Origin of the sequence: Halorubrum kocurii JCM 14978, from assembly GCF_000337355.1 — an archaeon.
Classification (GTDB): domain Archaea; phylum Halobacteriota; class Halobacteria; order Halobacteriales; family Haloferacaceae; genus Halorubrum; species Halorubrum kocurii.
Genome location: NZ_AOJH01000056.1, coordinates 1 through 12,227 on the forward strand (window position 1 = coordinate 1; position 12,227 = coordinate 12,227).

14 protein-coding genes and 1 pseudogene are annotated in these 12,227 nt (G+C 71.2%); 10 read left to right on the top strand and 5 right to left on the bottom strand.

Annotated elements, in window-relative coordinates:
• The first annotated feature begins 227 nt into the window (after positions 1-227).
• The 5 genes from C468_RS08340 to C468_RS08360 all read left to right on the top strand — a co-directional run bounded on the left by C468_RS08340 (position 228) and on the right by C468_RS08360 (position 4,641).
• A complete protein-coding gene (locus tag C468_RS08340) occupies positions 228-623 on the top strand; it encodes a DUF7344 domain-containing protein (RefSeq protein ID WP_241430995.1) in 396 nt (131 codons plus the stop codon).
• The gene (locus tag C468_RS08345) at positions 623-1,324 is read left to right on the top strand and encodes a DICT sensory domain-containing protein (protein WP_008848451.1); all 702 of its coding nucleotides are present in this window, start codon (positions 623-625) and stop codon (positions 1,322-1,324) included. Before C468_RS08340 ends, C468_RS08345 begins: the two co-directional genes overlap by 1 nt.
• Positions 1,325-1,420: 96 nt before the next feature.
• Positions 1,421-2,731: a phosphoribosylamine--glycine ligase gene (locus C468_RS08350; RefSeq protein ID WP_008848452.1), complete on the top strand. Its 1,311-nt coding sequence runs from the start codon at positions 1,421-1,423 to the stop codon at positions 2,729-2,731.
• A 77-nt stretch (positions 2,732-2,808) separates the two neighbouring features.
• A complete protein-coding gene (locus C468_RS08355) occupies positions 2,809-3,363 on the top strand; it encodes a helix-turn-helix domain-containing protein (RefSeq protein WP_008848453.1) in 555 nt (184 codons plus the stop codon).
• A gap of 57 nt (positions 3,364-3,420) precedes the next feature.
• Positions 3,421-4,641, top strand: coding sequence for an HD domain-containing protein (locus C468_RS08360; protein ID WP_008848454.1), 1,221 nt, complete (start codon positions 3,421-3,423; stop codon positions 4,639-4,641).
• Positions 4,642-4,796: 155 nt separating this feature from the next.
• On the opposite strand, the gene C468_RS08365 is transcribed toward C468_RS08360, so the two are convergent.
• On the bottom strand, positions 4,797-5,201 hold the full coding sequence (locus C468_RS08365; protein ID WP_008848455.1) for a universal stress protein: 405 nt from the start codon (positions 5,199-5,201) through the stop codon (positions 4,797-4,799).
• A 135-nt stretch (positions 5,202-5,336) separates the two neighbouring features.
• On the opposite strand from C468_RS08365, the pseudogene C468_RS08370 reads away from it, so the two are divergent.
• From C468_RS08370 to C468_RS08385, 4 genes and pseudogenes are all read left to right on the top strand, one after another.
• Positions 5,337-6,648: pseudogene (locus C468_RS08370) on the top strand (HD domain-containing protein).
• A 101-nt stretch (positions 6,649-6,749) separates the two neighbouring features.
• Positions 6,750-7,814 (top strand): amidohydrolase family protein, encoded by a 1,065-nt coding sequence (locus C468_RS08375; RefSeq protein ID WP_008848458.1) that lies wholly within the window; start codon positions 6,750-6,752, stop codon positions 7,812-7,814.
• 71 nt (positions 7,815-7,885) lie between these two features.
• On the top strand, positions 7,886-8,341 hold the full coding sequence (locus tag C468_RS08380; protein WP_008848459.1) for a hypothetical protein: 456 nt from the start codon (positions 7,886-7,888) through the stop codon (positions 8,339-8,341).
• 56 nt (positions 8,342-8,397) lie between these two features.
• Positions 8,398-9,024, top strand: coding sequence for a thymidine kinase (locus C468_RS08385; protein WP_008848460.1), 627 nt, complete (start codon positions 8,398-8,400; stop codon positions 9,022-9,024).
• A 58-nt stretch (positions 9,025-9,082) separates the two neighbouring features.
• Here the strand turns inward: C468_RS08385 and C468_RS08390 are convergent, their stop codons facing one another.
• The 4 genes from C468_RS08390 to C468_RS08405 all read right to left on the bottom strand — a co-directional run bounded on the left by C468_RS08390 (position 9,083) and on the right by C468_RS08405 (position 11,947).
• Positions 9,083-10,270, bottom strand: coding sequence for a PAS domain-containing response regulator (locus C468_RS08390; protein WP_008848461.1), 1,188 nt, complete (start codon positions 10,268-10,270; stop codon positions 9,083-9,085).
• A gap of 102 nt (positions 10,271-10,372) precedes the next feature.
• Positions 10,373-10,660, bottom strand: coding sequence for a hypothetical protein (locus tag C468_RS08395; RefSeq protein ID WP_008848462.1), 288 nt, complete (start codon positions 10,658-10,660; stop codon positions 10,373-10,375).
• 74 nt (positions 10,661-10,734) lie between these two features.
• Positions 10,735-11,274: a transcriptional regulator FilR1 domain-containing protein gene (locus C468_RS08400; RefSeq protein WP_008848463.1), complete on the bottom strand. Its 540-nt coding sequence runs from the start codon at positions 11,272-11,274 to the stop codon at positions 10,735-10,737.
• Entirely contained in the window at positions 11,267-11,947 is a 681-nt protein-coding gene (locus C468_RS08405) for a class I SAM-dependent methyltransferase (RefSeq protein WP_008848464.1), read from the bottom strand. Before C468_RS08405 ends, C468_RS08400 begins: the two co-directional genes overlap by 8 nt.
• 59 nt (positions 11,948-12,006) lie before the next feature.
• Between C468_RS08405 and C468_RS08410 the strand changes: the two genes are divergently transcribed.
• The coding region (locus C468_RS08410) for a CinA family protein (protein ID WP_008848465.1) at positions 12,007-12,227 on the top strand (221 nt) is incomplete at its 3' end.

Here is a 12,227-nt window from a genome sequence, read left to right on the forward strand (position 1 = left end):
CGCGCCAACCGAGGGCGAAAACCACATCAAAGCCCCACCCTCAACGAGCGAGGCCGCAAGGCCGAGTGAAGTAGGGTGGGGTCGGTTACGTAGCAGTAGTTTTTCACGGGTGACTTCATCGCGGAGCGCAGTTTCGACCGCCGGGGTTGTTGATTCAAAATCTCTCTGGCTCGATACAGGGTGTTCGATGGGATAACTACTTGTTCCACTGTCACGTACGCCCTCGCATGGGCGGGTCAAACGACGGCTCTGCTCACGGAAGTCACGCGGCGGGAGACCTCCCACCGCGGTTGGCGGACGACGAGTTCTACCGAGCGCTCGCCTCCTCCCACCGTCGTCGGTCGCTCTACTACCTGCTCGAACACGGGGAGTCCACCGTTGCGGAGCTCGCGTCCGTGCTCAGCGGCTGGGAAGCGACCGAAACCGGCGCGATGTACACGTCCGATGACCGATCGGCGGTCCGCCTCCAGCTACTGCACAGTCACCTGCCCCAACTCGCCGAGGCGGGACTGATCGCGTACAGCTCGGAGGGCGACGCTGTCCGACTCGAGGAGCTCCATCCGCGGGTCGCTGACGTCATTCGCCAGAGCGCCGAGGCCGAGCGACGACGCCAGCCAGAGTGATGCTCGACTCCCTGCTCACCGAGTTCTCGGGGAGGCGACACCGAGTCATCGCCTACAGAAGCGGCGGTCGACTCGACATCGAAGCGTGGCTCGCCGACCGCGGGATCCCCGTCGAGTCGCGGGCGCTTCCGGCAGGCGGTCCGAGCCCGTTCCTCGAGATCCGAACCGACGGCGAGGTCGCGGGGATCGTCGGCGTCGAGGCGGTCGAAGGGCTGCTCGAGCCCCCGATCCGTCGACCGGGCGAACGAGCTGGCGTCTCGGAGGGGTACCGAGCGCTCTTCGACCTCTTCGATCGGACGGTCTTTTCGGGCATGAGCCGCCGGGAGCTCCTCGCAGTCAGTCGCGAGATCGAAGACCGCGCGTTTCGCGTCGGAGCGGGCACTCTGTGGGTCAGTTTCCAGAGCCTCTCGACGTTCGAATCGCAGGCCGACGTGTACCGGACGCTCGGCGCCGAGACGGACCTCGATATCCGCGTGTACGGCGTCGAGTACTGGACGCCGCCGTCGATCTCCGGGGTCACCTACCGCACCGACGGGGCCGCGGCGCTCGAGCCCTACTGGGTCCTCGCGTACGACGGCGGGCCCGAGAGAACGCAGGCCTGCGGTCTGGTCGCGAAGGGGCGTTCGGACGAGTACACCGGGTTCTGGACGAACGACCCGCCGACCGTCGAGGCCGTCGCGACGGCGTTTCACGTGGTTTGACGCGCGCTCGAGCGGGCCACCGTGGCGGCTCGGACCCGATCGTCGGGGGCCGCGGCCGCCACGCACACTCAAGTTCTCGCCGCGAGACGGGCCGCTATGGACACCGAGCGCTTCCTCTTCGTCTCCGCGGACGCCGCGCTGATCACCGACCTCGCGTGGCAGGTCCACCGCGAGGGCCACGACGTGAAGTACTACATCGAGGCCGAGAGCGACCGGGAGATCGGCGACGGCTTCGTCCCCAAGACCGACGACTGGCGCGCAGAAGTGGATTGGGCGGATGTCATCATTTTCGACGACATCTGGGTCGGGTCCGACGTCGGCACGGGCGAACTCGCGCGGGAACTCCGCGAGGAGGGGAACGCCGTCGTCGGCGGGACGCCGAACACTGACCGCCTCGAAGAGGACAGGGGGTACGCGATGGAGGTCCTCGAAGACAACGGCGTCACCACGATCGAACACCGCATCTTCCACGATTTCGACGAAGGGATCCGACACGTCGAACAGAACCCCGCCCCGTACGTGATCAAACCCCTCGGCGAGGTCCAGAACGTCAAGCGCCTGCTGTACGTCGGGAACGAGGACGACAGGAGCGACGTCGTCGACGTGCTGAGGGCGTACAAGAAGGCGTGGGGCCACCGCATGAAGGGCTTCCAGCTGCAGCGGAAGGTGGAGGGCGTCGAAGTCGCCGTCTGCGGGTTCTTCAACGGCGACGAGTTCATCGATCGGGTCAACTTCAACTTCGAGCACAAGAAGCTGTTCCCGGGCAACATCGGGCCGTCGACGGGCGAGATGGGCACGTCGATGTTCTGGGCCGGCCAGAACAGGCTGTTCAAGGAGACCCTCGGCAGGGTCGAAGGCTGGCTCGCCGACGAGGGGTACGTCGGGAGCATCGACGTCAACTGCATCGTGAACGAGACCGGGATCTACCCGCTGGAGTTCACGCCGCGGTTCGGGTACCCGACGATCGCCCTCCAGGAGGAGTCCATCGAGTCGTCGACCGGCCGCTTCTTCGCCGACCTCGCGCGCGGCGACGAGCCCGAGGTCGAGGTTCACAGCGGCTATCAGGTCGGCGTTCGGGTCGTCCTCCCGCCGTTCCCGTTCGACGACGAGCGGACGTACGACGAGAACTCGCGGAACGCGGCCGTCGTCTTCAAGACGGACCGCCGCGAGGGAGTTCATCTGGAGGACACGAAACGGGTCGACGGGCAGTGGCGCGTCGCCGGCGAGAGCGGGATGCCAATCGTCGTGACCGGCACGGGCGAGACGATGCAGGCCGCGCGCGAGCAGGCGTACGACCGGATCGACGACATCGTGATGCCCAACCTGTACTACCGGGACGACATCGGCGAGCGGTGGATCGACGGCGACGGCGACCGCCTGCAGGCGTGGGGCTACCTCGGGCCGTGAGCGGCGTCGGTCGCGGCCCGGCGATCGGCGGGTGGCCCTCCACGACTTTTTAACCGTCCGGGTCCACCACTCGCGATATGGCGAAGTACTCGACGGGCGGTGGCGGCGGCGGCGACGACGGCGACGCCTGCGAGCTCTGCGGGCGCGAGACCACGGACCTCAAGCGGGCCACCGTCGCCGGGGCGAAGCTCCTCGTCTGCTCGGACTGCCGGCCCCACGACGACGCCGGCAACGCGCCCGGCGGTCGCGGCGGGAGTCGCGGCGGGAGCTCGGGCGGCAGCCCCGGCGGCGCCGGGTCCGAGTCGACGGGGACGGAGAGCCGAAAGAAGGAGATCGCTCGCAAGCAGGCGAAGATGTACGACTCCGCGACGGGCGACTCCAAGCACTGGGAGGAGGGCGGCACCAACTACGAGTCGGACCGGCTCCCGTACCTCGTCTCCGGCTACGGCGACGACGTGGCGGCCGCCCGGCAGGACGCCGGCCTCACCGTCGAGGAGCTTGCCGCGGAGCTCGAGGTCGACGAGGACGACCTGTTCGCGGTCGAGGACGGCCGGGCCGCGACCGCCGGCGTCGGCGGCTCGGTCGTCCGCGCCCTCGAGGAGCGGCTCGACGTCGACATCGTCGACGAGTAGCATGGAGCGCCGGCCGGAGCCGAAACGACCAACTCCGCGGCGGGCGACCACAGAGCGATGAAGGCGATCAAGGACAGCGTCCACGGCCACGTCCGCCTCGGCGACCTCGCCGCCGAGCTGGTCGACACGCCCGCCTTTCAGCGGCTGCGCCACATCAAACAGCTGTCCACCGTCCGGCTGGTGTACCCCTCCGCGAACCACACTCGGTTCGAGCACTCGCTGGGCGTCTACCACCTCGCGCGCGGCGCGATCGACGGGCTGGGTCTCGACGACGACACGGCCGCTCACGTGCGCGCCGCGGCGCTCCTCCACGACGTCGGACACGGCCCCTACGGCCACCAGACCGAGGGGATCATCCGGCGCGCGACGGGTCGCGACCACGACGATGTCGCCTGGCTCCTGACCGACGCCGACCGCGAGGCCTGTCAGGTCCTCGAACGCAACGGGCTGGACCCGGAGCGCGTCGCCTCGCTGATCGCGGGCGAGGGCGGGCTCGGCGCGCTCGTGTCGGGCGAGCTCGACGTGGACCGGATGGATTACCTCGTGCGCGACGCCCACCACACGGGCGTGCCGTACGGCACGGTTGACACCGGTCGGCTCGTCAACGAGCTCCGACTCGCCGGAGGCGACGGGGCGGACGGAGCGCCCCCGGCCGACCCCGACGACGCCGCGCTGGTGCTCGCGGAGGGGAACGTCCCCACCGCCGAGAGCCTGCTCGTCGCCCGGTCGCTGATGAACGCCGTGGTGTACCGCCACCACGTCTCGCGGGTCGCCGGCGCGATGTTGGAACGCGCCTGCGAGCGCTACCTCGACCGGACCGACACCGACGCGACCGCGTTCCGCCGGATGGCCGACCACGACCTCCTCGTCGCGCTCCGGGAGGAGGTCCCCGCGCTCGGCGAGCGGATCGAGCGCCGCGACCTGTACAAGCGGGCGGTGTGGGTCGGGCTGGCGGACGTGCCGGCGGGCACCGTCGACGCCGGCCACGCCGAGGAGCGCGCTGCCGAACGCGAGATCGCCGACGCGGTCGGCGTCGACCGCGAAGCAGTCGTCGTCGACGTGCCCTCTCGTCCCGGGTTGAAGGAATCCGGCTCGACCGTCGTCGTCGACGGCGTCCCGCAGCGGCTGGAGGACGCCTCCGAGCTGGTGGCGGGCCTGCGCAGCGCCGAGCGCAGCCGCTGGACGCTCGGGGTCTACTGCCCGGCAGAACACGTCGACGCGGTCGGCGCGGCGGCGCGAGACGTCCTCGGGCTCCGCGGCGTCGGCGCGCGGAGATAGGGCGGCATCAGCGCGCGGAGGTAGGGCGGCATCAGCGCACGGAGATCGGGCGGCATCGGCGCGCGGAGGAAGAGACTACGCGCGGCCCGCGACCGCTGGTGTTCGGGCATTTAAAAAGAACGGTCGGTGTCGGAGCGGCGGTCGCCGTCGGAGGGTCAGTCGGTTTTCGGCGCCGGGACCGCGAACACCGGGCGGTCGCTCCCCAGGATCACGTCCTGCGTCACGCTCCCGAAGACGGCCTTCCCGGTCGGGCGTCGCTTCCGCCCGGAGACGCAGATCGCGTCCGCGTCGACGTCGTCAGCGGCGGCGAGCAGCTCGTCCGCGGGATCGCCGCTCGCCTCGTGGTGGACGCAGTTGATGCCGGCTTCCTCGAGCGTCTCTCGAGCGCGCCGCACCGCCGAGATCTGGTGGACCGAGGCGCCCTCGGGGTTCTCCTGGAACACGTGACACAGGTGGGCCGTCACCGAGTCGTCCGTGCTCGGCAGATCCGCGATCGCCTTCGCCTGTGCGACCGCACGGTTGTCCTCCGCGTTGTCGACCCCGATGAGTACATCATACATGGTTAACCGTCCGAGTACTGGACGTATAAATCGTGCCGACTGTCCCAGGGGTCGGCAATCTGCCGGTTTTCGGGAGGGACGTGGCGTCTCCGGCCACGCACGCCGTTTTTATCCCGTGCCGACGAACGCCGACGCATGATCACGGTCAAGGACACCGTCCACGACCACATCGAGATCGACGGTGTCGCCGCGGATCTGGTCGACACCCCCGCCGTGCAGCGGCTCAGACACGTCAAACAGCTCGGCACGGTCCAGCTCGTCTACCCTTCCGCGAACCACACTCGCTTCGAGCACTCGCTGGGCGTCTATCACCTCGCCAGCCGGGCGCTCGACCACCTCGGGATCGGGGGCAAGCGCGCGGACCGGATCGAGGCGGCGGCCATGCTCCACGACGTCGGCCACGGTCCCTTCAGCCACAACTTGGAGTCGCTCACGCACCGCCGCACGGGGAAGTACCACGACGACGTCGACAAGCTGCTCGCGACCGGCGCGGTCGGAGAGGCGCTCCGCGACCACGACCTCGACCCCGAGCGGATCGCCGGGCTCGTCGCCGGCGAGGGGCGGTACGGCGGACTCGTCTCGGGCGAGCTCGACGTGGACCGGATGGACTACCTCGTGCGCGACGCCTATCACACCGGCGTGCCGTACGGCACCATCGACACCGAGCGGTTCGTCCGGGAGCTGACGTTCGTCGACGACGGGGCGGGCGAGAGCGAGCTCGTCCTGGACGAGGGGAACGTCCAGACGGCCGAGAGCCTCCTGCTGGCGCGCGCGCTGATGAACCCGGTCGTCTACACCCACCACGTCGCGCGCATCTCGAAGGCGATGCTGCGCCGGGCCGCGAGCGACCTGCTCGACGCGACGCCGACGACCGCGGCCGAGCTCCGCCGGATGGACGACCACGACTTCCTCGCGGCGGTCCGGAGCTGCCCGGAGACGGCCGAGCTGTCCCGCCGATACGACGAGCGCGACCTCTACAAGCTGGCGGTGTGGGCCGAGTACGACGACGTGCCCGAGCGCGTCCACGAGGCCGACCACGACGCCGAGACANGCGGTGTGGGCCGAGTACGACGACGTGCCCGAGCGCGTCCACGAGGCCGACCACGACGCCGAGACCGAGCTGGAACGCGAGATCGCCGAGGAGGCGGACGTCGCCCGCCGGCACGTGATCCTCGACGTGCCGCCGGAGCCGTCGATGCGGGAGTCGACCGCTCGCGTCACCGTCAACGGCGAGGTGCGTCGGTTAGAGCGCCAGTCGCCGCTCGTCTCCGCGCTCCGGACCGCCCAGCGCAACCAGTGGCGCCTCGGCGTGTACGCGCCCCGACCAGCGACCGATCGCGTCGGGCGCGCGGCCGCCGACGTGCTCGGGCTCGACCCCGACGGGCTCGTCGCGGAGGTCCGCGGCGCGATGCCGACGACCCTCGACGAGTTCCGGGACGGGGCGTAGCCGACCGAGTCGTGACCGGGCGAGGCGTAACCGCTCGAGGAGCGCCCCCGCGAGCCGGCCCCTGTCGAGACCTTTTACTCCCGCGGCGGCGACTCTCGCGTATGCACCTCGAAGGGACCGTGCTGACCGGTCCGGAGTTCGAACCGGTCGAGGGGCGGGTCGTGGTCGCCGACGGCGAGATCGACCGGATCGAGGAGGAGTCGGTCGACGGCGACGACGTGATCCTCCCGGCGTTCGTCAACGCCCACACCCACATCGGCGACTCCATCGCCAAGGAGGCCGGCGAGGGGCTCTCTCTCGACGAGCTGGTCGCGCCGCCAGACGGGCTCAAACACCGCCTCCTGCGCGAATCGAGCCGCGGCGCGAAGGTCGCAGCGATGGCGCGCAGCCTCCGCTACATGGAGTCGACCGGGACGGGCACCTTCCTCGAGTTCCGCGAGGGCGGCGTCGAGGGCGTCGCCGCGCTACGGGACGCGGTCGCCGGCGAGGGGGTCGACTTCGGCGAGCGCGCGGTCGAGCCGGTCGTGTTCGGCCGCGACGACCCGGACGTGCTCTCGGTCGCCGACGGATACGGGGCCTCCGGCGCCCGCGACGCCGACTTCGACGCGGTGCGCTCGGCGGCTCGCGAGGCCGGAAAGCTGTTCGGGATCCACGCGGGCGAGCGCGACGCCGACGACATCAACGCCGCGATGGATCTGGACCCCGACTTCCTCGTCCACATGGTCCACGCGGACGGGATCCACCTCGACCGGCTCGAGGACCGGGGGACGCCCGTGGTCGTCTGCCCGCGCTCGAACCTCGTGACGAACGTCGGCGTGCCGCCGATCCGCGACCTCGCCGAGCGGACGACGGTCGCGCTCGGAACCGACAACGTCATGCTCGACTCGCCATCGATGTTCCGCGAGATGGAGTTCGCCGCGAAGCTCTCCGACCTCCCAGCCGAGGAGATCCTCCGGATGGCGACGGCGAACGGCGCGGCGATAGCGGGGCTGAACCGCGGCGTGATCGAGCCCGGCGCGGACGCCGACCTGCTGGTTCTCGACGGGGACTCCGACAACCTCGCCGGCGCGCGCGACCTCGTCCGCGCGGTCGTCAGGCGGGCCGGCGCCGCCGACGTCTCTCGGGTCGTGATCGGCGGCGACGCGGTCGTCGCGGCCGACGACTGAAGCCGAGGCGTCGCTCGCCGGCGGCGACCGCGTCGGGGGACTGAAGCCGATCGCGACCCTCCGATCCATCGATGGCTACGCTCTCGCTGTCGGCCGGCCTCGTGCTCGGGCCGATCGTCGGACTGCTCGCGACGCTCGCGATGGATCGCGTTATGCCAAGGCTCCCGGAGGGAGCGACCGCGCCTCGGGTCGCCGCCGGCGTGCTCACGGGCACGCCGGTCGACCGGGCGCCGGAGCGGCTGGCGACGCGGGTCCACTACGTCGCCGGCGGCGGCGCCGGGCTCCTGTTCGTGGGGCTCCTCTCCGCGGTGCAGGCGGCGCTCGGCGTCGGGATCGCCGTCGCGCTGGCGGTCGCGGGGCCCGCGATGCTCGCGCTGATGGTCGGCTTCTTTGCGCTCGTTCCCCTGCCGCGCGCGCAGGGCCTCCCCCGCCAGCGGCTCCCACGGATTCGGCGCGACTGGGCGCTCTGCGCCGCGACGTACGTCGCCGCCGCGACCCTGCTCGTCGCGGTCGCGGCCGCGGTCTGATCTCCGGGGCGACCGGGAGAGAAACGGTTTAGTCGCTGGCTCCGCCCCGTCAGGGCATGCACGCGATCACTCGATCCGGGTGGATCGAGGTCATTTCGGGGTCGATGTTTTCGGGGAAGACGGAGGAGCTGCTCCGGCGCCTCCGGCGGTCGGAGATAGCCGGTCAGTCCGTCGCGGTGTACAAACCGGCCGTCGACGACCGCTACGGCGAGACGACGATCGGGACCCACAACGGCCGGCAGTGGGACGCGACCGTCGTCGAAAACGAGGGGGACGGCCCGCTCGCGATCCTCGACGACGACCCGTACCCCGAAGTGGTCGCGATCGACGAGGCGAACTTCTTCTCGGACGCGCTGGTGGAGGTGTGTAACGCGTTGGCCGACAACGGGACCCGCGTGATCGTCTCCGGCACCGACCAGACGTTCCGCGGCGAGCCGTTCGAGCCCCTGCCGGAGCTGATGGCGACCGCCGAGTACGTCGACAAGCTGCAGGCGATCTGCTCGCAGTGCGGCGAGCCCGCCTCCCGGAACCAGCGGCTCATCGAGGGCGAGCCGGCTCACACCGAGGATCCGACGATCCTCGTCGGCGCCGAGGAGTCCTACGAGGCGCGGTGCCGCGACTGCCACGTGTTGCGCACCGGCGAGCGCTCGGAGGCCGACCGGCCGTACGTGACCGACGACTGAGGGCGGCTGCGACGCCGGCATCGCGACTTGCTCGGTTCCGACCGGCGCCCGCCTCCGGTCACCCCCCTCGCTCGTCGGTCACGTCGCGGTAGGCCCACAGGTGTCCCCGCCCGTCCGGGAGGTCGACCGGGCGGTACGTCCGCAGGAGGACGCGACCGTCGGCGAGGGGGATCCGCTCGTCGTCGACGGGCCGTTGCGCGTCGACGATCGCGTCGATCCGGTCGACGAACGACGCCGGCTCCGAGAACAGGTCGCTCATCTCCACGGCGAACCGGGCGCAGTCGCGTCCGACCGCCGCATCGGGGTCGCCGTCGAGGCCGAACAGGTCGAACAGGTACCGGTTGACGCGGAGGATCTGCCTGTCGGCGTCCTCGACGAGCACACCGATCGGCAGCCCGTCGAGCACCGTCGAGAGCACGGCGTTCGTCCGTTCCATCTCGCGCTTGCGGTTCGTCTGCTCGCTCACGTCCTCGAACTGCGAGAAGACGCGGATCACCTCGTCGTCGCCGTCGGTCACCACCTGGTTGTGCCACGCGCAGCGGATCCGCTCGCCGTCCGCACGCACGTTCTCGTTGACGCTCCGGTAGCCGCCCTTGTCAGAGAGGAGTCGCCGTTCGACCTCCGCGACGTGGCGGTGGAGCGACTCGGGAACGAAGCGGAGCCACGTTCCGCCGACCAGTTCCGACTCCGAGTAGCCGAGGATCTCCTCGGCGGCCGGGTTCACCCGGACGATCCGGAACGACTCGTCGTACTCGATCGTGCCGAGCGGCGACTGCTCGATGAACCGCGAGAGCCGCTCCTGACTCGCCGCAAGCGCCGCCCGCGATCGGGCCTGGTCGACCGCGTTCCGGACTCGGTTCGCGAGCACCGTGTACTGGTCGGTCCCCGAGCGCTTCTGGATGTAGTCCGTGACCCCCGCGGAGATGGCCTCGCTGGCGATCTCCTCGCTCCCCTTCCCGGTGAACAGGACGAACGGGACCGCGGGGTCGCGCTCGCGGACGCGTTCGAGAAACGTCAGCCCGTCGGTCCCGGGCATCTCGTAGTCGCTGACGACGCAGTCGATCCGTTCGTGCTCGACGGCGTCGAGCGCGGCGTCGACGTCCGTCTCCGACCTGACCTCGAACGCGTCGTCGGTCCGCTCGAGGTAGGTCGCGACCAGATCCAGGAACGCCGGCTCGTCGTCGACGTGCAACACTCGGACGACCGTGTCGCGCTCTCCGTGCGGACGAAAGGCCGAGTCCGGCATTGCGGAACCCTACCACGACCCCGTGGAAATACGTTCGGGTGCGCCGACGCCTGCGCGTCCCCCTGGTCGGGGGGCGACCCGCAGGTCGGTCGCGACTGCCGCTTACTCGACGGCGACGTCGATTCGATCGCCGGCGTCGACCGCCTCCTCGTCCTCGACCGCCGCGACCGTTTCATCGTCCTCGGCGGTGGCGACGCCGTACAGGCCGACGAGCGCGCCGAGGACGATCACCGCGCCCTCGGCGCGTGCGGCGACGTACACCCACTCGCGGGGCTCGGCGTCGCCCGCGTTCCGGTAGAGGGCCTTCGTCCACGCGCGGACGATCGCCCGCGGAGCGAGCGTTTGGACGAGTCCGCCGATCCCGGCGACCAACAACAGCAGCGCTTTCATACCGGCCCTTCGCGGGGTACGTGCAAAAGCGATGCGGCGCGAATCACACCGTCGTGGCTCGCGCCCGAAGCGGGTCACGCCGGCTCGGCCGCCGCGAGGTACCGCCCGCAGGTCGCGGCCGCCCACTCCCTGACCGCGGGCGCGTCCGACCACAGCAGCGCGGCGAGCCCCCGCTCGTCGAACAGCCCGACCACGGCGCGGTCGTCGACGAGGAGCACGCCGATCGGGGAGCCGCCGTCGTGACGGTACGCCTCCACCCCGCGGTCGGCGAGGACGGGCCGGAGTACGGCCCCCGACGGCCCGGCCAGCCGATCCGCGGCCCGGCCGGTGAAGACGAGTCGGACCGTCCCGCCGTCGCCCCCCGCGTCACCGACCGCTTCGAGCGACGCGTCGCCGGTGCCCAGCAGTCGCCGAACGAGGTCCGGAGGGGCGCGCGGCACGACGCCGACGACGGTGCTGCCCGCAGCGACGACCTCGGGCAGCCGAGCCCCCTGACCCGGGGCGTCCCCGCGTTCGGAGAGGGGGGCGTCCTCGAGGAGCGCGGCGCCGTCGACGCCCACCGCCTCCGCGACCAGTTCCCGGAGGACCGCGCCCGGCGACCCGGCGTCAGCCATCCCGGCGCTCCGCGGCTCCGTTGGCGTCCCGGTCTCTTTCGTCTCGAGCCCCCTCGTCCTGAGCACCCTCGTCCGGGCGGGGCGGGTACGTCTGTCGCCCGCCGGTCGACCGACGCGCGAGCAGCCGGGCGGTGGCGCGGCGGCGGTCGTCGGGACGCTCCTCGGTCGTCTCGTCGTAGTACAGCACCGTCAGCCCGAGCCCAGCGCGGAGCAGTTCGTTGGCGGCGAACCGGTAGCGGTCGTCGCTCGGACCGGACGGGGTGGAGTCGGCCGACCGGAGGTGCCCCTCGACGAACAGGTACCCGCCGGGCGCGAGCGACTCGATCAGGTCGGCGAACCGGTCGAGCGCGTGGAAGTAGCTCATCGTGATCAGCTCGTACGTCTCCGCCGGGAAGGCGTACGTCGAGGCGTCGGCCTGCACCGTCTCGACCCGGTGGGCGACGCCGCGCTCCGCGGCGCGCTCGCGGACGATGGAGAGCCCCTCGCGGGAGGCGTCGAGGGCGTCGACCGCGTAGCCGGCCGCCGCGAGGTAGACGGCGTTGCGGCCGGTGCCGGCCGCCACGTCGAGCCCGCGGCCGTCGGGGATCGCGGGCTCGTACGAGCGCAGGACGGCGGACGGCTCCGGGGCGCGGGGGTAGTCGCCGGACGCGAAGCGGTCGTCCCAGTCGGTCATGGCGGCGGTTGCGTCGCGGCGAGCGTAAACCCCACGGCGGTGGGGGACACAGCGGGGGTATGGACGAACGCGGGGCCGAAGCGGAGGGCGGCGAGCCGGACGAGACCGCCGGGGCGGACGGGACGGACCACTCGGAGCCGGTCGAGGCGACGCTCGGCGACCTGCTGACCGAGCGGGAAGAGACCCTCGCGACCGCGGAGTCGCTGACTGGCGGGCTGGTCGGGTCGCGGGTGACCGACGTGCCGGGCGCGAGCACCTACTTCGACCGCGGGTTCGTGAC